The organism is Oharaeibacter diazotrophicus, from assembly GCF_004362745.1.
Taxonomy (GTDB): domain Bacteria; phylum Pseudomonadota; class Alphaproteobacteria; order Rhizobiales; family Pleomorphomonadaceae; genus Oharaeibacter; species Oharaeibacter diazotrophicus.
In genome coordinates, this window is the sequence record NZ_SNXY01000006.1 from 1,431,752 (window position 1) to 1,453,847 (window position 22,096).

Sequence of the window (22,096 nt, forward strand, 5' to 3'; positions counted from 1 at the left end):
GCGGAGCGAGGCGGAAGGGGTCGCGACGGACGGCGGAGCCGGCCGTTCCGCCCGCGACGTCCGCCGAAGACCCCACGGAACCCCGACCCCTTCCGGTCCTACGGACCACCTTCCCCTGAGGGGAAGGATGAACAACGCGGTGGAGGCGGTTCACGCGACGGGCAACGTCGGCGCGGCCGGAAAATGGGGGAAATGTCGGAAATGCGCGTGCAACCGGCTGGGCAATTCATCCTTCCCCCGAGGGGGTGAGGCGAAGCCGAACGCCCTGAAGGGAAGGATGAAGGACGCGGTGGAGGCTAAGAGTGCCGTCTGCACCGTTGGTGCAGACGGAAACGCGCGCGTGCCGCTTCCCCCGTCCTCAGTTAGCCGGAGCCGCCGGAGTGACAGACGTGGCCGCCGGAGCCGTCGCCCCGTCCGGAGCGGTCGTGGGAGCCACCGGCGCCGCGGGCGGCGGTTCGGGGGCGGCGCCGGGGAGCGCGGGGGTCCAGTTGGTGTCGCCCTGCGGGATGACGAAGATCTGGCCGGGGTAGATCAGGTCCGGGTCGCGGATCTGGTCGGTGTTGGCCTGATAGATCGTCGAGTAGCGCACGCCGCGGCCGTAGAGCCGGCGCGCGATGGTCCAGAGATTGTCGCCGCGACGGATGATCAGCGACTGCGGTCCGCTCTCCGGCGCGACCACCGTGGTGCCGGAGCCGGCGGCAACTTGGCCCGTGCCGGTGCCGCTGGCGGTGCCGGCGTCGGCGGGCGCCTCGGCGGCGAGTTCGAACGGCACCTCGGCACGGCTCGCGACCTTGCCGTCGGCGCCGAGGTGGTCGACGCGGGCGACGTGGCGGCCGGCCTCGAGCGGACGGGTCGCCTCGAGCAGCCAGCGGCCCGTCGGCATCGCCTTCGTGTCCGCCACGAGCGCGTCGTCGACGTAGACGCGCAGCGTCGCGCCCGGCTCGGCCGAACCGGCGGCGAACAGGCGCCGGCCGTCCTCGACCTCGACGGCGTCGATGCGGACCGGCGCGGCGACGGCCGCGGGCGCGGGCGCCGGCTGCTCGGCGGGGGCGGCGGCCGGAGCGGGCGTGGCGGCCGGAGCGGGAGCGGACGGCGTGGCGGGCTCGGCCTGAGCCGGGACGGCGGGCGCCTCGGCGGACGGCGTCGGAGCGGCCGGCTCGGCGGACGGCGTCGGCGCGGCGGGCTGCGCGGACGGGGTCTGCGCGGGCTCGGCCGGCGCGGCGGGGATGGCCGGCGCGGTCGTGGCGCCCTGGCCGGCCGAATCGGAGGCGGGTGCGGCACCCTGACCGGCCGTGGCGGTCGGCGTCGCGGGGGTCGGATCCGAAACCGCCGGTGCGGGCGCGTCCGCGGCCGGGGTGATCGTGCCCTCGGCGGTGGAACCCGGAGCGGACGAGACGGCTTGCCCGGCGGACGGGGTCGGCGCGGGGGCCGGGGCGGGCTCGGCGGACGGCGCGGTCGTCAGGCCGCCCTCGGCGACCGAGCCGCCGGCCGGCGCCTCGGCGGTGACGGTGGTGGAGACGCCGGCGCCGGCGGTGCCGGCGACGACCTCGGTCGAACCGCCCTCGGCGGGTGCCGGCGCCGGCTCGGCGCTGGCGACGACGGCGGTGGAGCCGCCCGCGGCCGGCGCGGCGTCGGCCGGCTTCTCGGCCGGGGCCTCGCCCTCGGCCGAGGCGACCGAGCCGCCGGGCACGGCGACGCCGGCGGCGTCGAGGGTCTTGCGGGTCTCGTCCTCGCCCGGGATCTGCAGCACGGTGGACGGCGAGCCGGGCTGGTTCAGCACCACCAGCACCTCGCCCTTGCCGCCCTCGGGCACGCTGACGGCGACCGACTGTTCGGAGGTAACGGGCTTGCCGTCCGGGCCGGTGACGCGGACCGAGAGGTCGTGGGCGCCCGGCTTCAGCGGGTCGGCGAGTACGATCGCCCACTCGCCGGTGTCGTTGACGGCGCCGGATGCGACGGCGACGCCGCCGGACAGGATCTCGACGCGGGCCTTCGGGGCGCCCTGCCCCGCGATCACGGCGTCGCCCGAGGGCTCGACGCGGACGAGGTCGAAGATCGGGACGACACGGGCCGCGGCCGCCGCCGATTCGGCGAGCTTCGACGAGGGCTTGGTCTCCACCGGCGGCGCAACGGCGACGACCGTGCTCGCGCCTTCGGGCAGCGGCGCGGGATGGCCGGCGATCTCGACGCCGATCTGGCGCAGGACGCCGTCCAGGAAACCGCCGAACAGGGCGACGAGGACCGCGATGACCACGGCCACGGCCGCCGCGAGCGCGTTCCCGATGTGCTTCGTCATGACCTGCCCCACGCCCCCGTGCACTCACCACGATCCGCCGCCCCGCGGCGGTCCGCGCGTCCCTCGGGACGCGCCGGAACCGCGCCGTCCGACGGGTGGCCCGGCCCGTCGGGATGCAGGAAGTCGGATCGATCGCGACCGTTGCCCGACGCCGCTTTCGGCGCACCGGTCCACCTTGCCGCAGGCGGACCGGCCGACGACCGCACGCCACGACCGGCGCCCTCGCGGCGCCCCTCTCAACGGCTTTATACGCTTGCCGATTTTGCGGCAATACCGTGGTGTTTCCGCGCCCCCTCCGTGACGGTTCCGCGACGCCGAAACCGCCGCGGTGATGCAGCGAAGACGCAGCTTCGCCGCGCCGCGGCGGTCTTGACGCGGTGCGAAGGCCAATGCGACACCTCGGGGCATGGCAAGCATCTCCAGCATCTGCGTCTTCTGCGGCTCCTCCGACGGCCGCGTCCCCTCCTACCGCCGCGCCGCGGAGATCCTCGGCACCGCGATGGCCGAGAACGGCATCCGCCTGATCTACGGCGGCGGCTCGATCGGGCTGATGGGCACGACCGCCCGCGCCGTGCTCGCCGCCGGCGGCGCCGTCACCGGCATCATCCCGGAGTTCCTGCTGCGCCGCGAGATCATGCTCGACGGCGTCGACGACTTCCACATCGTGCCGGACATGCACACGCGCAAGCAGATGATGTTCGAGCGCGCCGACGCCTTCGTGGCGCTGCCCGGCGGCATCGGCACGCTGGAGGAGGTCGTCGAACAGATGACCTGGGCCCAGCTCGGCCGCCACCGCAAGCCGATCGTGCTCGCCGACGTCGAAGGCTTCTGGACGCCGCTGATGGACCTGATCGCCCACATGGGCGCCGAATCCTTCATCCGCCCCGGCTACGAGGTCACCTTCCGCGTCGCCGCCCGCCCCGAGGACATCGTGCCGACGGTGCTCGCCGCCGCCGCGGACGTGCCGGACGCCGCCCTCGACGGCGACCGCCGGGCGATCGAGCGGCTCTGAGGCCGCGGATCCAGGCCACCCGCGCCCGGGGGATTGCGGGCGCGCCGCCGCGGACCGATATGCTCCCGTGCCGCGGCCGGATCGCCGCGGGGGTGGGGACGAGGCATGGAAGCGGCGCTGAGGCTCGGGATCTTCGTGGCGATCTTCGCCGCCGTGGCGCTCGCCGAGTGGCGCTCGCCGCGCCAGCTGCCGACGCGGACGCGGCGCGAGCGCTGGGCCGTCAACCTCGGCATCCTCGCCCTCGACGTCGGCCTGCAGCGCCTCACCGTCGGCGCCGCGGCCTTCGCGACGGCACTCTACGCCCGCGACCACGGCTTCGGCCTGTTCAACCTCGTCGACCTCCCGGCCTTCGCCGAGATCGCGATCGCCTTCGTGGCGCTCGACCTCGCGGTCTATCTCCAGCACGTGGCGAGCCACGCCGTGCCGGCGCTGTGGCGGATCCACGCGGTGCACCACGCCGACCTCGACGTCGACCTCACCACCGGCGTGCGCTTCCACCCGCTCGAGATCGGGCTGTCGCTGGCCTGGAAGGCCGCGGTGGTCGCCGCCCTCGGCGCCGATCCGTGGGCGGTGGTGGCCTTCGAGGCGGTGCTGAACGCCTCGGCGGTCTACACCCACGGCAACCTCCGCCTGCCCGAGCGGGCCGATCGGCTGCTGCGCCGGCTGTTCTGCACGCCCGACATGCACCGGATCCACCATTCGGTGGTGCCGGCCGAGACCCATTCCAACTTCGGATTCTTCCTCTCGGTCTGGGACCGGCTGTTCCGGACCTATCGCGCGGCGCCGCGGGCCGGCTGGGACGGCCTCGTGCTCGGCCTGCCCGGCGAGCGCGACCCGGCCCGGCTCGGGCTCGCCGGTCTGCTTGCGATGCCGTTCCGGCGCGGCGGCGCGGCTTGAACTGGCTCGACCTCTCCGGCCTGTTCGCCGCCGCCCTCCTCGCCGCGACGATCCTGCCGGCGCAGTCGGAGGCGGTACTGGTGGCGCTCCTCGCCGAGGGCGACACCGCGCCCTGGCTGCTGGTGACGGTGGCGAGCGCCGGCAACGTGCTCGGCGCCTGCGTCAACTACCTGCTCGGCCGCTTCGCCCGGCACGGGCGCGACCGGCGCTGGTTCCCGGTCGGCCCCGCCGCGCTCGCCCGCGCCGAGGGCTGGTACCGCCGTTGGGGCCGCTGGAGCCTGCCGTTCTCCTGGCTGCCGGTGGTCGGCGATCCGTTGACGGTGGCGGCCGGCGCGCTCGGCGAACCGTTCCGGGTGTTCCTGCCGCTGGTGGCGCTCGGCAAGGTGGCGCGCTATGTCGTCCTCGCCGGCGGCACCGCGGCGGTGACGGGGTGACAGGCGGCGAGCTTGCGGCAGAGCAAAGAGCGGGCGACGCGGGAGGGCTAGTCTGCGTCGAGGAGCCCGGAAAGCGCCGATCATGTCCACGATGCCGATCACAGCCGAAACCATCCTCGACGACCTCATGACCACCCACAAGGTGACGATCCCGTTGTTCCTGCGCCGCAGGATGATGTGCGTCGGCTGCCCGGTGGTGGCGCTCCACGACGTCGGCGAGGCCTGCCGGGAACACGGCGTGCCGCTCGAGGAATTCCTCTGCGAGGTCAACGCCGCGATCGCCTGCCCGGTCAAGCGCGCGGCCGCGGGCGTCGGCGAGGACGAGGAGACGGGCGGACGATGAGCGACGACGACCTCCGCGTGCGCGCTGCCGGCGGCCCCGGCTTCCCGCGGCCGCCCGCCGGCCTCTCCGAGGACGACATCCGCGCCCTGGTGCACGCATTCTACGACCGCATCCGCGCCGACGCCCTGCTCGGCCCGGTGTTCGACGCCGCGATCCCGGACGAGCGCTGGCCGGTCCAACTCGCCACCATGGTCGACTTCTGGTCCGGCGCGGTGCTGCGCACCGACCGCTACGCCGGCCGGCCGCTGCCGGCTCATCTCGCCCTCCCCGGCATCGGCGAGGCGCATTTCGCCCATTGGCTCGCCCTGTTCCGGCGCACCGCCGAGGACGTGCTGGAGCCCGCCGCCGCGGCGCACTTCACCATGCTCGCCGAGCGCATCGCCCACTCCTTCCGCCTCGGCATCGCGTTCCACCGCGGCGAGGATTCGACAAGGGTGGCCTTCCTCCAGGCCCGCTGACGACGCTCGCTTCCACCCCCGACGAACGCCCCGGCCCGCACCGGGGCGTTCGCGTCCCCATTCCTGCTTCGCAAGGTCCCGACTCGTCGGAACCTTGCGAGGCTGCGGCCTTTCGGCCGGCGCCCGGTCGGGCGCTTCTCGCGCGCGAAAGCTCCGACCAGGGATCGGAACCTTGCGGACTCGCCTTCAGGGCCGGCTCATGTTCGGGCGGAAGGCGAGCATCCGGAGGTAACCGACTGCGAAGACGAGATAGGCGGCGGCCCAGGCGAGGGCCGCGCAGTCGAGGGCGTGGACGACGAGGCCGCCGGCGTAGGGCGCGGCGACGCGGGCGGCGGTGCCGACCAGGTCGAGGGCGAACACCGCGATCTCGAGCCGGCCGGCGGCGAGCGGTCGGCCGGAATGGCCGCGGCTCGCCCGCGTCATCACCGCCAGCGTCATCGCGCCGACCGCGCCGACGGTCCAGACGTGCACGGCCGCGACCGGGTCGACCACCGCCGGGACGAGGATCGAGGCGGCGACGGCGAGGAAGCCGAGCGGGATCGCGGCGAAGGCGACGTGGAGGACGAACAGCAGCGGCTCGGACCGGGTGGCGAGGCCGCGCCAGCGCGCGAGCCGGACGGCGGCGAGCACCCCGGCAATCGCGAGCGCCGCGGCGGTGACGGCGGCCTCGGGCAGGAGCGTCCAGGCGACAAGGCCGAGGACGGCGGCGGCCATCGACGCGGCGTCGATCCGATCGAAGGCGGCGGGCAGCCTGTCCTCGCCGCGGCCGGCGAGCCAATTGCGGGTGAAGGCCGGCACGATGCGGCCGCCGATCAGGAGGATCAGCACCAGCACCAGCGCGATCGCTCCGCGCAGGGCGAAGTCCGCGGTGCCGGTGGCGGCGGCCTCGACGTGGAAGGCGAAGTCGGCGGCGGCGAGCGCGGCCACCACCGCGACGACGCGCAGGTTGCGCCGGTTGCCGGCCGCGACGATCTCGCGGGCGAACACGGCGGCGAGCGCGACGGGGAACAGGAGGTCGGCGATCAGCGCCGCGGTCGGCCCGATCGCGGCGGAGGTCGAGACCGCGACCCGGCCGGCGATCCAGAGCCCGACCAGCGCGGCGAGCTCGCCGCCGGCGATCGGCGCGCGGCCGGTCCAGTTGGCGACGGCCGTGAGCGCGAAGCCGGCGACGATCGCCATTACCCCGCCGAACAGCATGGTGTGGACGTGCCAGTCGCGCGGGGCGAAGGCGGTGGGCAGCGCGAGGGCGCCGGTGAACACCGGCAGCCAGATCAGCACCGACGCGGCCATCGCCAGAGCGCCGAGCAGGAAGAAAGGGCGGAAGCCGCCGGTGAGGAGATGGGGCGTTGCCATGGTCGTCGGTCCCGGTGATGGCGCGGAAGGTGGCGAACGGGCGCGAGGGTGCCGGCGGCGCACCATGTGATGTGGGGGCGATGCGCCGCCGGCGGTCCGGCGCACGAGAGGCGCCGGATTTCTCGTCGGACCGAAGCCCCGAGGGGGGATCGGAGGGTGCCGCCCGGTGGGTCGCGACGGGGTATGGCCCGGGCGGCGGATCGGATCCGGCGAGAAATTCCCTGGTTTCGGCGGGACGGCTCGTCGCCGCCGTGGTCCCTGGATAGGCCGGAGCGCCGGTGCCGACGTTGTGCCGGCGCAAACTTCCCGGCGGATCGGTCAGGGCAGCGCGAAGCGATCGACCGCCGCGGCATGCGCGCCGTCCACCGTAGTGACCGTGAAGTGGAGTTCGCCGGCGAGGTCGCGGCGGCCGAACACGCCGACGCGCAGGCGCCGGGTCTCGTCGACGCCGAGGCGGACGGAGAGGCTCGGCGCCTCCGCGCGCGGATCGGCGGCCGGGGCGATGGTGGCGGCAGCGGCGCCGGCGACCGCGATCTCCACCGTCGTCGGCGCACCGGTGGCGTTGGCGATCCGGAGCTCGAAGCCGTTGCGGATCCGGCCGTCGGAGAGCGCCACCGCGACCGGGTCGCGGTCGTGCATCACCGCGAGGGTCAGCTCGGCGCGGGTCGTCAGCGCGGCCACCATGCCGCCGGTCAATGCCAGGATGGCGAGGGTGAGCGCGACCGTCTTCGGCCGGACGACGCGGGCCGGACGGCGGGCCTCGCCGCGGCGGCCGCGCTCGACGTTGGTCCAGGTCTCGAAGTCGATCAGGCCGCGCTCGCGGCCGAGCTTGCCCATGGTGCCGTCGCAGGCGTCGACGCACAGGCCGCAGTTGATGCAGGCGATGCTCGGGCCGAGGCGGATGTCGATGCCCATCGGGCAGACGGCGACGCAGGCGTTGCAGTCGACGCAGTCGCCGGCGGGCCGGTCGGCGGCGCGGGCGGCGGCCGCCTTCTTGACCGACATCCTGGGCTCGCCGCGGTGGTCGCGGTAGTTGACCGTCAGTGCCTCGGCGTCCCAGATCGCGCCCTGCAGCCGCGGCCACGGGCACATGAAGGTGCACATCTTCTCGCGGGCGAAGCCGGCGAGGCCGTAGGTCGTGGCCGTCAGCGACAGCAGTACGCCGTAGGCGACCGGCGAGGCGGTGCCGCGGACGAGGTCGACCACCAGGGTCGGGGCGTCGGAGAAATAGAGGATGCCGGCGCCGCCGGTGAGCGCGGCGACGACGAGCCAGATCGCGTGCTTCAGGACGATCTCGCCGACTCGGCGCACGGTGAGCGGGGCGTCGAGCTTGCGCAGGCGCTCGCGGCGGTCGCCCTCGATCCGGCGCTCGACCAAGAGGAACAGGTCGGTCCAGATCGTCTGCGGGCAGAAGAAGCCGCACCAGACCCGCCCGGCGAGGGCGTTGGTCAGGATCAGCACCAGCGTCGCCAGCACCAGGGCGCCGGTGAGGTAGTAGAACTCCTGCGGCCGGATCTCGAGCGCGAACAGGTGGACGCGCGCGCCCTCGAGGTCGAACAGGATCGCCTGGCCGGGCCGGCCGGGGCCGCGGTCCCAGCGGATCATCGGCAGGCCGTAGGTCACGGCGAGGGCGAGCGCGAGGATCGCCCACTTCAGGCGCCGGAACCGGCCGGAGACCGATTGCGGCACGACGCGGGTCTCGGCGCCGCCGAGGCGGGCGAGGCGGGGATCGTGGTAGGTCACGGGCGGGCTCCTCCGGAACGGGGCGCGGGCCGGACCAGCGCGGTGCCGGCGACGAGGATGGCGTAGAGCGCGAGGGCGGCGAGCGCGGAGACGGCGCCGGCCGCGACGAGGTCCGGCAGATCGGCGACGGCACCGCCGACACGGGCGGCGACGGCGACCTGGAGCAGCGCGGCGGGGATCCAGAGCGGCGCGGCGTAGCGCACCGGCGCGCCGGTCACGGCCGGCAGCACGATCGGGGCGTGGGCGAACACCATCGACAGCACGAAGCCGAGGCCGATCGCGTGGACGGCGGCGTCGCGGCCGGCGGGCTCGAGCGCCGGCGGCAGTGCCGCGAGCACCGCGGCGGCGACGAGGAGCCAGCCGTAGCCGGCGAACAGGCAGGCGGCCGAGAAGCGCGGAAAGCCGCGGCCGCGGATCGTCGAGCGGGCGACGTCGGTGGCGGCGAGCCACAGCGCCAGGGCGGCGAGCGCGCCGGCGTGCAGCGTCGTGCCGGTGAACGGCTGGCCGAGGACGAGCGCGCCGACGAGGGCGGCGAGGATCGTCCAGAGCGCGGCGATCGCGAGCGGACCCGGCCGGGCGAGGCGCGACAGTTCGATCCGCTCGGCCGCGACGGTGACGACCAGGAACGCCAGCCAGACGTGCGAGACCTCGGCCACCGGCGCGCCGGCGAGCCAGCGCCAGGTGCCGAACGGCCACAGCGCCGCGCCGAGGCTCATCACCGCGGTGAAGGTCTCCGGACGGCGGCGCGCGGCGGCGAGGGTGAGCGCGAGGAGGCCGAGCCCGGCGGCGAACAGCAGGACCGCGCCGGCCTCCGCTTCGCCGAGGAGCAGCGCGGCGCTGCCGGCGGCGCCGAGCGCGGGCACCGCAAGGGCCGCGGCGGAACCGGCTGCGACGGCGCGTTCGAGCGCGATCAGGACGCCGAAGAAGCCGCCGACCATCAGCGCGCCGTGCTGCTCGACCGCCGACATCGGCGCGGGCGAGAGGCCGAGGCGGGCGAGGCCGCCGGCGAGACCGGCGGCGAGCGCCGCGGCGGCGGCGAGCGCGAGGGCGATCCGGACGGCGGCGGTCATGACCGCCCCGTCAGCCGGTCGAGGCCGTGCCGGAGCGCGCCGAGGAGGCGCGACGGCCGGCGGGCGAAGCGGGCGCGCACCTCGGGTTCGGCGTCGTCGGGGCTCCAGCGCACCGAGCGGTCGACGGTGACGCGCACCGCGAAGCCCGGCCCGAGCCGCCTGCCGACCGCGACCGCCGCGGTCTCGGCGATCAGACCGGCGAGCGGACAGGTCGGCGTCGTCATCGCCAGCACCACCGCGACGCGGTCGCCGTCGATGTCGATCGCGCGGACGAGGCCGAGGGCGACGACGTCGACGCCGAGTTCCGGGTCGTCGACCTCGCGGAGGGCGGCGAGCACGTCGGCCTCGACGGCGGCGGTGACGGCGGTGTGCCGCCAAGCGGCGGCAGTGGGGGCGAAGGGCTGGGTCGCGGACATGGCTCGGGTCTCCGGTCGTGCGGAGGACCTTAGGGCGGCCGGGCGCCGGCGTTCTTTGTCGGGGAACAACCTCGGGCGAGTAGTTCGGGAAAGCCGCGCGCGGGCGGTGGGCCGGGCGCGGCGAACGCGGTATGATCCCGGCATATCGAGGAGCGCCGATGTCACCCCGCAAGCTGGACAAGTCCCTGATCCGCGGTCTCGCCATCTTCCAGCAGATGACCGAGGACGACCTCGACGCCGTGCTGGCGACGGCGTCGGTGCGCCAACTGCCCGAGGGCGCCACCGCCTTCGAGCAGGGCGTGACCGCGACCGAGTTCTTCGCCCTGCTGCACGGCCGCCTGAAGGTGGTGCAGACGACCCCGGACGGCCAGCAGGTGGTGGTCCGCCACGTCGGCCCGGGCGACATCTTCGGCATCGCCCGCGCCATGCGCCGGCCGGACTATCCGGCCACCGCCACCGCGGTGGTGGAGAGCCTCGCGCTCGCGTGGCCGTCGAGCCAGTGGGAGCCCTTCATCGCGCGCAGCCCCGTGCTGGCGATGAACGCGCTGCAGACCGTCGGCCAGCGCCTCCAGGACGCCCACACCCGGATCCGCGAACTCTCCACCGAGGAGGTCGAACGCCGCATCGCCCACGCGCTGCTGCGCCTCGTCCGGCAGGCCGGCAGGAAGACCGAGGAAGGCATCCTGATCGACTTCCCCGTCACCCGCCAGGACATCGCCGAGATGACCGGCACGACCCTGCACACGGTCAGCCGGGTGATGACGGCCTGGGAGGGCAAGGGGCTGGTGTCGAGCGCGCGCAAGAAGGTGATCGTCACCGACGCCCACCGGCTGCAGGTGCTGGCCGAACGACCGGAGTGAGCGGGGCGCGGCCGCCCTATCCTCGTTCCCGCGCGCCGATCCGCGCCGCGCGCTCGGCCTCGGTCAGGGCGACCAGACGCCCGGCGGCGGCGTTGCCGGCGCGGACGGCGGTGGCGATGTCGTCGCCGGCGGCGAGGCGGGCGGCGAGGACGCCGACGAAACAGTCGCCGGCGCCGTGGGTGGAGCGGACTGTGACCGCCGCGGCGGCGATCGTCTCGGCAACGCCGGGTCCGGCCACGGCGACGCCGGCGCCGCCGGCCGTGACGACGGCGATCCGTCCGCCCGCGAGCCGCCCGGCGGCGGCGAGCGCCGCGGCGAGGTCCTCGACGGCGCCGCCGCCGAGCATCTCCGCCTCGACCGCGTTGACCACGACGACGCCGACGTGGCCGAGCAGTTCCGGGTCCGGCGCCAGCGCAGGTGCGGCGTTCCAGACCACCACGAGCCCGCGCGCGGCGGCCGCTGCCGCGGCGGCGCGGTTCACGGCCGCCGGCACCTCGTTCTGCAGGACGAGGACGTCGCCGGGGCGCCAGCTCGCGACGGCGGCATCGGGGAGCGCGATCGAGCGGTTGACGCCGGAGACGACCACGGCGCCGTAGTCGCCGCCGGCGTCCTGGATCGCCACGCTGATCCCCGAGCCGGCGCCGGGCACGACCGCGACCGCGGCGACGTCGACGCCGGCGGCCGCGAGGTTGCCGCGCAGCACGGCGCCGAAGGCGTCGTCGCCGACGGCGCCGACCATGGCGACGTCCGCCCCGGCGAGCACGGCCTCGACGGCCTGGTTGCCGCCCTTGCCGCCGCACTTCGGCCACCACGCCTCGCCGATCACCGTCTCGCCGCGGCGCGGCCGGTCCGGCGCGGCGACCATGATGTCGTAGTGCAGGCTCCCGACGACGACGACCTTGCCCGGCATGACGCTCCCTCAGCGGCGCTTGTCCCTGACCGACGACATGGTCTCGGCGAGGTTCCGTTCGGCGGTGTCGTAGTCGCGCTGCGCCAGCGCCACGAACACCGCGTCGAGGATGTTGAGCTGGGCGATCCGCGCCGCCGCGTTCTCCCCCGTCAGCGGCGAGCCGAGGGCGGTGGAGAGCAGCACGGCGTCGGCGAGGTCGACCAGCGGCGAGTTCGGGTAGTTGGTGACGGCGATCACCCGCGCCCCGCGCCGGCGCGCCGCCTGGACGGCGTCGAGCACCGTGGTCGAGCGGCCCGAGTGCGAGAAGGCGACGACGACGTCGTCCGGTCCGAGCAGCGAGGCCGACATCAGCATCATGTGGGCGTCGTCGTGGACGTTGGCGCGGATGCCGATGCGCAGGAACTTGTGGGCGACGTCGCGGGCGATCTGGGCCGAGCCGCCGACGCCGTAGAAGTCGCGGATCCGGGCGCGGTGCAACAGGTCGACCGCGCGCACGAAGGCGTCGCGGTCGAGGATAGCCAGCGTCTCCTCGAGCGCCCGGATCGCGGTGCGGAACACCTTCTCGACGATGGCGGCGGGGCTGTCGTCGCGCGAGACCTCGGCCGTGAGGTCGCTCGTCGGCAGGCCGTTGTACTCGACGAGCGCGACGCGCAGGTCCCGGAAGCCCTCGAAGCCGAGCTTCTTGCAGATCTTGACCACCATCGGGTCCGACACGCCGGCCCGCGCGGCGACCTCCTTCAGCGTGGTGCGGTCGTCGAGGGTCTTCCAGTCGAGCAGCATGCGGGCGACGCGCGCCTCGAGCGGCGTCAGCGTCGGCAGGATCATCCTGATCCGCGGCCCGACCGCGCGCGGGTCCCTGGCGTCCACCGTCATCTCCGCCCCCGATTCGCGGCCCTGCCCTCGCCCATGATGGCGACGCGGACCGGCGCCGTCAGCGCCGGCCGTAGAGCGCCGCCGACACCGCGCCCTGCCCCGCCACCGCGTCCTGGCGGGCGAGCGCGTCGGCGAGGGCGCTGTCGTCGTCGAGGTCGTCGGCGATCGCCAGTAGCCGGTCGACGGTGGCGATGTTGACCGCGCATTCACAGACCGGATCCATCCCCGTGAAGTCGGGGAAGGTGTCGAAGTAGATCACGCCGTCGTAGCCGTCGCGCCGGATCCGCATCAGCAGCTCGAGCGTCTGCTGCGGATGGACGCTCGCGACCATCAGGCCGTCGTCGCGCTTGCCGTAGCCGTCGTTGAGGTGGACGCCGAGGATGCGGGCGTGGCGGGCGGCGAGCATGGCGACGAAGGCCGGCTGCTCGTCGGCGTAGAGCACGTGGGCGAGGTCGAGGGTGACGCCGAGGTTGGCCGCGCCGACCTCGCGGATCGCCAGCAGCGTCGTCGCGCAGTCCGGCAGCACGCTGAAGGAGCGCGGCTCGTTCGGCTTGTACTCGATCGAGACCTTGCAGGCCGGATCGTGTTCGGCGACGGCGCGGATGCCCTCGAGCTCGAGGTCCCACAGCCGGCCGTAATCCGCCTGGAAGGCGTAGTCCCAGCCGTCCTGGCCGAGCCAGACCGTCATCAGGTCGCAGCCGATCGCCCGCGCCGCGTCGATGCCGCGTCGCGTCAGGTCGATCGCCTCGCGCCGCACCGCCGGATCCGGATTGGTGAAGGCGCCGAGCTTGAAGGCGGGGTTGCCGTAGTAGCGCATGGCGAGGCCGTTGACGGCGAGGCCGAGGTCGCCGATCGCCGCCGCGACCTCGCGCACCGTCTCGGGCGTCGCCTGATCGGGGAAATTGAGGTCGAGGTGGGTCAGGCCCGGCACCGTCGCCGCCCGCGCCGCCATCTGCAGCGTGCTCGGCCGGCCGCCCTGGCCGGGCCAGTGCAGGTGGGCGCCGCTCGCGAAGGAGTTGAGCCGCGTGGCGTAGCGCCGCTTGCAGTCTGGGATCACGATCGGTCCTCCGAGGTCGTGTGGAAACTAGAACTTCACGGCACGTGGATCAAGTCGTGAATTTCATGAAGCTCGAATCGGTGCGGTCGCCCGCGTCGTGGCGGCGGCTGGTCGGATGATTGCGGCTCCGTAAAAACACGTTGCGAGCGGGTCGCTGTCAGAATATTAGGATGTACGAAAATAACTACGGAGCCCGAGATGTTCCACTTCGTGCCGCCGAGCGACCTCGTCGCCCTCTCCGCCGACGAGGTCCACGTCCTCGCCGGTGTCGGGCGGATCGCCCTGGTCGACGTGCGCGAGGCGGCGGAATGGACGGCCGAGCGCATCGCCGGCGCCATCCATGCGCCGCTGTCCGGGCTGGCGGAGAGCGCGGGCTCGCTGCCGGTCGACCGCCCGGTGGTGTTCTACTGCCTCGCCGGCGGCCGTTCGGCGCGCGCAGTGGCGCTGTGCCGCTGGATGGGCTTCCCGTTCGACCGGGTGATGGCCGGCGGCCTGTCCGCCTGGAAGACCGCGGGTCTGCCGACCCGAACCTGAACGGCTTCCCCTCCCTGCGGCGCCGTCGCCGCCCCCATGGGCGACGCCGTCGCGGGTCCCGGACCGGACGCCGATCTTCCGCCGGCGTCCGGTCCGGGAGAGACGCGGGAACGCCCCCTTCCCAGCGACGGCGTGTCGCCGCCTACGCGGTTCTGCCGTCGGGGAAAACCAGGTACCGTGGCGCGACCGTGGCCGACTCCGGCCACCGCATTGCGACCACCGCATCGATCCGGGATACGTCCATGACCGCGCTCGCCAACGTCTTCTTCAAGGTTCCCGTGATCGGCTGGCTCGCAAGGGACGCCGTCCACGGCCGTGACGACGCCAAATACTGGTTCGTCTTCAACTTTGCCGTCACCTTCGTGGTGATGACGTGGACCTTCGGCTACCCGTTCGTGATCGTCTACGCGCTGACCATGACCGCCTGTGGCATCCTCGGCCTGATCGTGCTGACCGCCGGCGACCTGTTCGACGGCGATAAGCGCCGCCGGCGCCGCGCCGCGGCCGCCGCCGTGAAGCCGCGCAAGGGGCTGTGAGGTTTCACCCGTAACGTCGCGTGCCGTGGGGACTTTGCGGGATCGGCAAGATGCCGGTCCCTGACGGCCGCGACGAGGCGTGCCGCTCACCCCACCGGATCCAGTGCCGCCACCTCGTCGTCGGTGAACACCCGGCTGCGGGTGAGGAAGCGGACGCCCTCGGGGGCCTCGAGCGAGAAGCCCGAGCCGCGGCCCGGCACGACGTCGATGATCAGCTGGGTGTGGCGCCAGTATTCGAACTGCGACGCGCTCATGAAGAAGTCGCAGCCGCCGATCGCGCCGAGGCGGACGTCGCTCGCGCCGGTGCGGAACTCGCCGGCCTGGTAGCACATCGGCGCCGAGCCGTCGCAGCAGCCGCCGGACTGGTGGAACATCAGCGGCCCCACCCGCCGCCTCAGCTTGTCGATCAGGGCGAGCGCCGCCTCCGTCGCCGTCACGCGTTCGACCATCGGTTTGCCCTCCTCCTGGAAACGAAGATCCCCCGGGCGCGGCGGCGCCCGGGGGCAGGCCCCGGCGGGAGTCGGTGCCGGAGCGCGGGAGTTCGTCCCGGGCCGGTCCCGCGCGGCGCCCGGCAAGGGGCCGCGCGGGGCTTTCCCGGATCAGAAGAAGCCGAGCGCCTTGGTGGAGTAGCTCACCAGCATGTTCTTGGTCTGCTGGTAGTGGTCGAGCATCATCTTGTGGGTCTCGCGGCCGATGCCCGACTGCTTGTAGCCGCCGAAGGCCGCGTGGGCCGGGTAGGCGTGGTAGCAGTTGGTCCAGACGCGGCCCGCCTGGATGGCACGGCCGAAGCGGTAGGCGTGGTTGATGTTGCGCGTCCACACGCCGGCGCCGAGGCCGTAGAGCGTGTCGTTGGCGATCTCCAGCGCCTCCTCGGGGGTGTCGAAGGTGGTGACGGACACCACCGGCCCGAAGATCTCCTCCTGGAACACGCGCATGCGGTTGTGGCCCTCGAGGACGGTCGGCTGGACGTAGAAGCCCTCCTCGAGCTCGCCGCCGAGATGGGCCCGGCCGCCGCCGGCCAGCACCTTGGCGCCTTCCTTCCGGCCGATGTCGATGTAGGACAGGATCTTCTCGAGCTGGTCGTTCGAGGCCTGGGCGCCGATCATCGTGGTCGGGTCGAAGGGATGGCCCTGCTTGATCGCCTCGACGCGCTTCAGCGCCTTCTCCATGAAGCGGTCGTAGACCGACTTCTGCACCAGCGCCCGGCTCGGGCAGGTGCAGACCTCACCCTGGTTCAGGGCGAACATGGTGAAGCCCTCGAGCGCCTTGTCGAGGAAGTCGTCGTCCTCGGCCATCACGTCGGCGAAGAAGATGTTCGGCGACTTGCCGCCGAGCTCCAGCGTCACCGGGATGATGTTCTCGGAGGCGTACTGCATGATGAGGCGGCCGGTGGTCGTCTCACCGGTGAAGGCGATCTTGGCGATGCGCTTGTTCTGGGCGAGCGGCTTGCCGGCCTCGATGCCGAAGCCGTTGACGACGTTGAGCACGCCCTCCGGCAGGATGTCCTTGATCAGGTCGACCAGGACCATGATCGACAGCGGGGTCTGCTCGGCCGGCTTCAGGACGACGCAGTTGCCGGCGGCGAGCGCCGGGGCGAGCTTCCACACCGCCATCAGCAGCGGGAAGTTCCACGGGATGATCTGGCCGACGACGCCGAGCGGCTCGTGGAAGTGATAGGCGATGGTGTCGTGGTCGATCTCGCCGATCGAGCCTTCCTGGGCGCGGATGCAGCCGGCGAAGTAGCGGAAGTGGTCGATCGCCAGCGGCAGGTCGGCGTGGGTGGTCTCGCGGATCGGCTTGCCGTTGTCGATGGTCTCGACGAGGGCGAGCACGTCGAGGTTCGCCTCCATGCGGTCGGCGATCTTGTTGAGCACGTTGGCGCGGAAGGCCGGCGAGGACGCGCCCCACTTGTCCTTGGCGGCGTGGGCGGCGTCGAGCGCCAGCTCGATGTCGTGGGCCTGGCTGCGGGCGATCTCGCAGACGATCTTGCCGGTGACCGGGCTGATGTTGGCGAAGTACTCGCCGTTGACCGGCGCGACCCACTTGCCGCCGATGAAGTTGTCGTAGCGCGACTGCCAGAGCACGCGGCCCTTCAGCTTCTCGATCTCCTGATGGAACATCGTCTTCCTCCCTGCGCCTCCCGCCGGCCCTCCGGGCAGCCGACGGCGTTTCCACCGTCCCGCGACGGTGGATGGTTCCGGCCGACCCGGCGGCCGCTGTCCTTCGATGGATCCGCTGTTCGGTGCAGGATGGATCCCGCCGTGCCCGGCACGAGCGAAAACGCCCGCGGTTCCCTGTGGAACCCGCGCCGGCGACCGACCCTCCGGCCGGTCCACGTCTCGATCCGTCGTCCTCCCGACGTCCTCGTCTCCTGCCCCGGACGCTATACCCGTCGATGAATAACGCAACCGACCGAAAGTACGGTTTGCACCAAAGAAGGACGGCACGACCCGCCGTTTTCCGCCGCCTCCGTACGAAAGTAGGAGGCTCCGGCCGCGGATGGTTGTCAATTGTAATTCCCAATCGGGAATTACGCAGCGCGTGTTTCCACGTAGGGGACGGTCCGGTGCGGCCGGAATCGAAACGGCGCGCCGCCCCTTTTCGGAGCGACGCGCCGCGAAGGGCGTCGGAATCGTGCCGCGATCAGGCGGCGGGAGAGAGCATCTCGCGCATCGCGCTCTTCATGCGCAGCGCAAAGGCGAGCGGCAGCGGCATGGTGCGCCGGCAGAAGGCGAGCTTGCGGACGTGATCGTCGATCGCCCAGGTCGCCCAGGTGCCGCCGGCGAAATAGCCTATGTCGCCGGCGCGCAGCGTCCTGACCGTGCCGTCCTCGGCGGTCACCGTCACCGAACCCGACAGGATCAGCACGGTCTCCTCCCAGCCGAAGTGCCAGCGGAAGGTGCCGGCGGTGCATTCCCAGACGTGGGTCGAGGCCGACTGGTCGTTGGCGGCCGAGTGCAGGCCGGAGCGCGCCCGTGGATCGCCCGAGACGATCCACGACGGCTCGATCGGCGCGTCGTCGAGCACCACCTCGTCGAGACCCGAGACCACCAGCGCCTGCCGCGGCAGCCGCGGCGGCACCGCGGCGGCCATGAAGCTCAGGGTGCTCGCGAGCATCATCTTCAGCTGCACCGGTCGTCCTCCCCCGTATGTTCCATCCGTCGGGAGACGATAGCAGCCGACCCTCGACGGCCGGTTGCCCCGGTCCGTCGCATTTTAACGAACGGCCTCAGAGCCCGGCGTCGGCGAGGAAGCCGCGGATGGCGTGGGTCACCGCCTCCGGCCGCTCGAGGGTGGCGAGGTGGCCGCAGACCGGCATCACGGCGAGGCGGGAAGCGCCGATCGCGTCGGCGATCTCCTCGGCGTGCTCGGGCGGCGTGATCCGGTCGCGGTCGCCGACGACCACCAGGGTCGGCACCGCGATCGCCGCGAGGTCGGGCCGCGAGTCCGGACGGGACAGGATGGCGCGCTGCTGGCGCACGAAGGCCTCCGGTCCGGTCGCCTCGGCCATCGCCCGCACCACCGGGCCGAGCCGTTCGACGGCGCCCTCGGCGACCAGCAACGGGATCTGCATCGTCGGGATGTCGGCGAAGCGGCCACCCTCGGCGAGCGCGATCTGGCGCTCGCGCCGCTCGACGGCGTCGGGCGCGTCGGGCCGGGCGGTGGTGTCCATCAGGATCAGCCCGGCGACGCGCTCGGGGGCCTGCCGCAGGATCTCGAAGGCGACGTAGCCGCCCATCGACAGGCCGCCGAGCACGAAGCGCTCCGGCGCGTCGGCGAGCACGGCGGCCGCGACGTCGGCGACCCGGTCCTGGCGGCCGTGGCAGGCGACCATGACGCCGCGCTCGGTCGACAGCGCCTCGATCTGGTCGGCGAACAGCGTCGCGGTGCAATTGAGCCCGGGCACGAGGACGATCGGCAGGGTCATGGCGGTTCCTTCTGTTCGGCCGGGTCGGCGCGCGCGGCGGCGGGCCCGGCCCGGATTACCACGGGCGGGGCGGCGATCGAACCGCCCCGTCGGCACCCGCCTTGCGCCGGCGCCACAGGCCCGCGTCTTTTTGGCGGTTTTCGGCCGGAAAAGGTTGACAGCACTGAAGTTCCGCCTATGTTCGGGCGCGTCTTTCCCGGCCCGTGACCATCACGCTCCGGCCCTCAGGACGACCGCTTTCCACAACGCGCCGTCCCAACCTTCAGAACGTTCCGACGACATGCAATTTTCCGAACTCGGCCTGAGCGACAAGGTGTTGGCGGCCGTCGAGGCGGCAGGCTACACGCAGCCGACTCCGATCCAGGAGCAGGCGATCCCGCACGCGCTCACCGGCCGCGACATCATCGGCATCGCCCAGACCGGCACCGGCAAGACGGCGGGCTTCGTCCTGCCGATGATGACGCTGCTCGAGAAGGGCCGCGCCCGGGCGCGGATGCCGCGCACGCTGATCCTCGAGCCGACGCGCGAACTCGCCGCGCAGGTCGAGGAGAACTTCAACAAGTACGGCATCAACCAGAAGCTCACGGTCGCGCTGCTGATCGGCGGCGTCTCCTTCGACGACCAGGACCGCAAGCTCGACCGCGGCGTCGACGTGCTGATCGCCACGCCCGGCCGCCTGCTCGACCACTTCGAGCGCGGCAAGCTGCTGCTGAACGGCGTCGAGATCCTCGTCATCGACGAGGCCGACCGCATGCTCGACATGGGCTTCATCCCGGACATCGAGCGCATCTGCAAGCTGATCACCAAGAAGCACCAGACGCTGTTCTTCTCCGCGACCATGCCGCCGGAGATCCAGCGCATCACCGACAGCTTCCTGACCGACCCGGTCAAGATCGAGGTCGCCAAGCCGGCGACCACCGCCAAGACGGTGGCGCAGCGCCTCGCCACCGCCGGCGTCGAGGCCCACGAGAAGCGCGACGTGCTGCGCGGCCTGATCCGCGACGCCGAGGACCTCAAGAACGCGATCGTGTTCTGCAACCGCAAGCGCGACGTCGCCATCGTCTACCGCAGCCTGGAGCGCCACGGCTTCAACGTCGGCGCCCTGCACGGCGACATGGACCAGTCCGCCCGCATGGCGACGCTGGCCGCCTTCCGCAAGGGCACGCTGACGCTGCTGGTCGCCAGCGACGTTGCCGCCCGCGGCCTCGACATCCCCGAGGTCAGCCACGTCTTCAACTTCGACGTGCCGATCCACGCCGAGGACTACGTCCACCGCATCGGCCGCACCGGTCGTGCCGGCCGCACCGGCACCGCGATCACCATCGTGACGCCCGACGACGGCAAGTTCCTCGGCGCCATCGAGAAGCTGATCGGCGAGGATCTGGAGTGGCTCGGCGACGAGGTCACCTTCGATCCCGAGGGCGCCCGCAAGCGCCGCGCCCGCGGCAAGACCGGCGAGGACCGCGAGCGCGGCGGCTCGCGCGCCCGCGGCCGCGGCGAGTCCCGTTCCGAACCGCGCGGCGAGGACGGCGAGCGCCGGCCGCGTCGCGCCGCCGGCGAGCGTCCGGCCCGTTCCGCCGACGAGGCCCGCGCGCCCCGCGGCGCCGAGGAGGCCCGGCCGCCCCGCGCCCCGGCCGAGCCCCGCGCCCCGCGTGCCGCGGCGGAGTCCCGCCCCGTGCGCGCCGGCGACGACGTCGCCCCGATCCGCCAGGAGGAGCCGCGCGCCCCGCGCCGCGACGATCGTCGCGACGAACGTGGCCCGCGCCCCGAGCGCGGCCGTCACCACCGCGACCACGACGACGGCCCCGCCGTCGTCGGCCTCGGCGACCACGTCCCGGCCTTCCTGCTGCGCCCGGTCCGCACCGTCAAGCAGGCGTCCTGACGCCGCTCCGGAGCCCCTCCCCTCCGGGGACGGGCTCCGGCCGACGCGCCGTCAGCGCGAGACGTTCGCGATGCCGTAGGCCGTGCCGGCGCCGAGGACGTTGTGGACGATCGCGAGCGATCCGTCCTTCAGTCGCACCGTGTTCATGGTGTCGAGCAACGACGGCGACATCCCGCTGCGGGACGTACGCGGCGCGTAGAGCGGCTTGCCCTTGCGGTCGAAGCCGCGATGCTGGTAGGCGACCGCGCCGCCCGTGCCCTTCGAGACCCAGGCGATCACGAAGCCGCCGCTCGCGAGCGGCTGCACCTCCGGCGCGATCTGCATTCCCGCCCGCACCGTGTTGACCAGGAAGTCGGGCCCCGCCGGGATGCCGGTCGCCGACAGGATGCGCGCGCGGATCTCCCAGCGGTCGAAGGACGACGTGGTGGTCCGCTCGAGGCTCGGCCAGGTCACGACGATGCGCCCGTCCGCGAGCCGCGCCATGCTCGCCTCGAACGGCGTGTAGTAGAAGCTCGCCACGTTGGCCATGGTCGTCGTGTTGATCTTGATCGGTGCGCCCACCGGCTTGCCGCCCGCCCCGAGGCGATGGGCCATCAGCGCCACAGGATAGGTCCCGCGCCGGCGCAGGTGCAGACCGAGCGTGCCGCCCTGGCGGTCGATCAGCGCGAAGTCGGTGTTGACGAAACCGTCCTGCTGTTCGCCCGCGGCGCCGTTCAGACCGGCGCTGCCGGGCAGCACGGTGAGGTCGGCCTTCAGACGGATGACCCGGATGATCTCGCGCGCCGGCAACGGCACCGCCTCGACGTCGGTGTAGGCCACCGAGATCGTGCCGTCCGCGCCCTTGGTGGCGGCGAGGTGGCGGTCGTCGACCGGCACGAGGTCGGTGGTGCGCAGGACGGTCGCCGTCGACGGCCGCACGATCGCGGCGTTGAGCGAGACGGTGAAGAAGCGCCCCATGCCGTGCCAGAACACCGCCACGTCGGTGGCCGACACCGGCACCAGCACGACGCCGCCGAGGTCGTGCTGCGACTGGCGGCGCGGCTCGATGGCGAAGGCCGCCCCGATCGGCCGCCCGGTGCGCGAGAAGCGGCGCCCCTGCAGCGTCGCGTGACCCGTGGGCGTGTCGGAACGCCACACCCCGAAGAAGCCGTCGCCGTAGCGGATCAGTTCCATGTCGCCGCCCATCGCACCGGTGAGGACGACGGGCTTGTCCGGCACGGCGGCGCCGGCGGTCGCGGTGGCGAGCAGCAAGGCGGCCAGAAGCGTCGAGATCGTTCGACCGAAGCGCAATGGAGTTCCCCCCCTGACGGCAATCGAGGACCGCCGCGGAACGGCGCGCCCTGAGGCCCGCCCTTTTCCACGACGACGAAGACGGGGATAATATGAACGATGCATCCGGGAATGGGAACGGCGTCGCCGTCGATCGGCCCCTCCTCGACCGGGCCACCCTCGTCCACCGCACCGCAGCAAAAATCGCGATGGGACGAACTTAAC

General features: G+C 73.1%; 22 protein-coding genes. 9 read left to right on the forward strand and 13 right to left on the reverse strand.

Annotation, left to right across the window (positions count from 1 at the left end):
* Positions 1-358: 358 nt before the first annotated feature.
* Positions 359-2,296 carry a LysM peptidoglycan-binding domain-containing protein gene (locus EDD54_RS22885; protein WP_166653435.1) on the reverse strand — a complete coding sequence of 646 codons (1,938 nt, stop codon included), beginning with the start codon at positions 2,294-2,296 and terminating at the stop codon, positions 359-361.
* A gap of 406 nt (positions 2,297-2,702) precedes the next feature.
* On the opposite strand from EDD54_RS22885, the gene EDD54_RS06760 reads away from it, so the two are divergent.
* From EDD54_RS06760 to EDD54_RS06780, 5 genes are all read left to right on the forward strand, one after another.
* Positions 2,703-3,308, forward strand: a complete 606-nt coding sequence (locus EDD54_RS06760) for an LOG family protein (protein ID WP_126535416.1) — start codon at positions 2,703-2,705, stop codon at positions 3,306-3,308.
* A 105-nt stretch (positions 3,309-3,413) separates the two neighbouring features.
* Complete coding sequence (locus EDD54_RS06765; RefSeq protein ID WP_126535415.1) at positions 3,414-4,205, forward strand: sterol desaturase family protein; 792 nt, start codon at positions 3,414-3,416, stop codon at positions 4,203-4,205.
* Positions 4,202-4,639, forward strand: a complete 438-nt coding sequence (locus EDD54_RS06770) for a YqaA family protein (RefSeq protein ID WP_126535414.1) — start codon at positions 4,202-4,204, stop codon at positions 4,637-4,639. The genes EDD54_RS06765 and EDD54_RS06770 overlap by 4 nt, the downstream gene beginning before the upstream one ends.
* 82 nt (positions 4,640-4,721) lie before the next feature.
* A complete protein-coding gene (locus EDD54_RS06775) occupies positions 4,722-4,982 on the forward strand; it encodes a DUF1858 domain-containing protein (protein WP_126535413.1) in 261 nt (86 codons plus the stop codon).
* The gene (locus tag EDD54_RS06780) at positions 4,979-5,440 is read left to right on the forward strand and encodes a group III truncated hemoglobin (protein WP_126535412.1); all 462 of its coding nucleotides are present in this window, start codon (positions 4,979-4,981) and stop codon (positions 5,438-5,440) included. Before EDD54_RS06775 ends, EDD54_RS06780 begins: the two co-directional genes overlap by 4 nt.
* Before the next feature lie 186 nt (positions 5,441-5,626).
* Here EDD54_RS06780 and EDD54_RS06785 read toward each other — a convergent pair whose 3' ends face one another.
* From EDD54_RS06785 to EDD54_RS06800, 4 genes are all read right to left on the reverse strand, one after another.
* On the reverse strand, positions 5,627-6,793 hold the full coding sequence (locus tag EDD54_RS06785; protein ID WP_126535411.1) for an NnrS family protein: 1,167 nt from the start codon (positions 6,791-6,793) through the stop codon (positions 5,627-5,629).
* A gap of 318 nt (positions 6,794-7,111) precedes the next feature.
* Positions 7,112-8,536, reverse strand: coding sequence for a cytochrome c oxidase accessory protein CcoG (ccoG, locus tag EDD54_RS06790; protein WP_126535410.1), 1,425 nt, complete (start codon positions 8,534-8,536; stop codon positions 7,112-7,114).
* Positions 8,533-9,606, reverse strand: a complete 1,074-nt coding sequence (locus EDD54_RS06795) for a hypothetical protein (RefSeq protein ID WP_126535409.1) — start codon at positions 9,604-9,606, stop codon at positions 8,533-8,535. The genes ccoG and EDD54_RS06795 overlap by 4 nt, the downstream gene beginning before the upstream one ends.
* Complete coding sequence (locus EDD54_RS06800) at positions 9,603-10,022, reverse strand: metal-sulfur cluster assembly factor (protein ID WP_126535408.1); 420 nt, start codon at positions 10,020-10,022, stop codon at positions 9,603-9,605. The genes EDD54_RS06795 and EDD54_RS06800 overlap by 4 nt, the downstream gene beginning before the upstream one ends.
* Before the next feature lie 158 nt (positions 10,023-10,180).
* Here EDD54_RS06800 and EDD54_RS06805 point away from each other — a divergent pair, with 158 nt between their 5' ends.
* Complete coding sequence (locus EDD54_RS06805; RefSeq protein ID WP_126535407.1) at positions 10,181-10,882, forward strand: Crp/Fnr family transcriptional regulator; 702 nt, start codon at positions 10,181-10,183, stop codon at positions 10,880-10,882.
* A 16-nt stretch (positions 10,883-10,898) separates the two neighbouring features.
* On the opposite strand, the gene EDD54_RS06810 is transcribed toward EDD54_RS06805, so the two are convergent.
* Genes EDD54_RS06810 through EDD54_RS06820 form a run of 3 tightly spaced genes read right to left on the reverse strand, consistent with a single transcriptional unit; the run spans position 10,899 to position 13,719 of the window.
* On the reverse strand, positions 10,899-11,792 hold the full coding sequence (locus EDD54_RS06810) for a PfkB family carbohydrate kinase (RefSeq protein ID WP_126535406.1): 894 nt from the start codon (positions 11,790-11,792) through the stop codon (positions 10,899-10,901).
* A 9-nt stretch (positions 11,793-11,801) separates the two neighbouring features.
* Complete coding sequence (locus EDD54_RS06815; RefSeq protein WP_126535405.1) at positions 11,802-12,665, reverse strand: MurR/RpiR family transcriptional regulator; 864 nt, start codon at positions 12,663-12,665, stop codon at positions 11,802-11,804.
* A gap of 58 nt (positions 12,666-12,723) precedes the next feature.
* Positions 12,724-13,719: a sugar phosphate isomerase/epimerase family protein gene (locus tag EDD54_RS06820; RefSeq protein ID WP_245515697.1), complete on the reverse strand. Its 996-nt coding sequence runs from the start codon at positions 13,717-13,719 to the stop codon at positions 12,724-12,726.
* A 201-nt stretch (positions 13,720-13,920) separates the two neighbouring features.
* Here EDD54_RS06820 and EDD54_RS06825 point away from each other — a divergent pair, with 201 nt between their 5' ends.
* Together EDD54_RS06825 and EDD54_RS06830 are read left to right on the forward strand one after the other, a co-directional pair.
* Positions 13,921-14,256 (forward strand): rhodanese-like domain-containing protein, encoded by a 336-nt coding sequence (locus EDD54_RS06825; protein WP_126535404.1) that lies wholly within the window; start codon positions 13,921-13,923, stop codon positions 14,254-14,256.
* A gap of 242 nt (positions 14,257-14,498) precedes the next feature.
* The gene (locus EDD54_RS06830) at positions 14,499-14,792 is read left to right on the forward strand and encodes a hypothetical protein (protein ID WP_126535403.1); all 294 of its coding nucleotides are present in this window, start codon (positions 14,499-14,501) and stop codon (positions 14,790-14,792) included.
* Between the two features lie 86 nt (positions 14,793-14,878).
* On the opposite strand, the gene EDD54_RS06835 is transcribed toward EDD54_RS06830, so the two are convergent.
* From EDD54_RS06835 to EDD54_RS06850, 4 genes are all read right to left on the reverse strand, one after another.
* Entirely contained in the window at positions 14,879-15,241 is a 363-nt protein-coding gene (locus EDD54_RS06835) for a DUF779 domain-containing protein (protein ID WP_126535402.1), read from the reverse strand.
* 150 nt (positions 15,242-15,391) lie between these two features.
* Positions 15,392-16,912, reverse strand: coding sequence for an aldehyde dehydrogenase (gene adh / locus EDD54_RS06840; protein WP_126535401.1), 1,521 nt, complete (start codon positions 16,910-16,912; stop codon positions 15,392-15,394).
* A 523-nt stretch (positions 16,913-17,435) separates the two neighbouring features.
* A complete protein-coding gene (locus EDD54_RS06845; RefSeq protein WP_126541666.1) occupies positions 17,436-17,909 on the reverse strand; it encodes a cupin domain-containing protein in 474 nt (157 codons plus the stop codon).
* Positions 17,910-18,021: 112 nt separating this feature from the next.
* Positions 18,022-18,720: an alpha/beta fold hydrolase gene (locus EDD54_RS06850; RefSeq protein ID WP_126535400.1), complete on the reverse strand. Its 699-nt coding sequence runs from the start codon at positions 18,718-18,720 to the stop codon at positions 18,022-18,024.
* A 280-nt stretch (positions 18,721-19,000) separates the two neighbouring features.
* On the opposite strand from EDD54_RS06850, the gene EDD54_RS06855 reads away from it, so the two are divergent.
* Positions 19,001-20,602 (forward strand): DEAD/DEAH box helicase, encoded by a 1,602-nt coding sequence (locus EDD54_RS06855; protein ID WP_126535399.1) that lies wholly within the window; start codon positions 19,001-19,003, stop codon positions 20,600-20,602.
* 51 nt (positions 20,603-20,653) lie between these two features.
* Here EDD54_RS06855 and EDD54_RS06860 read toward each other — a convergent pair whose 3' ends face one another.
* Entirely contained in the window at positions 20,654-21,892 is a 1,239-nt protein-coding gene (locus EDD54_RS06860; RefSeq protein WP_208112154.1) for a hypothetical protein, read from the reverse strand.
* Positions 21,893-22,096 lie beyond the last annotated feature (204 nt).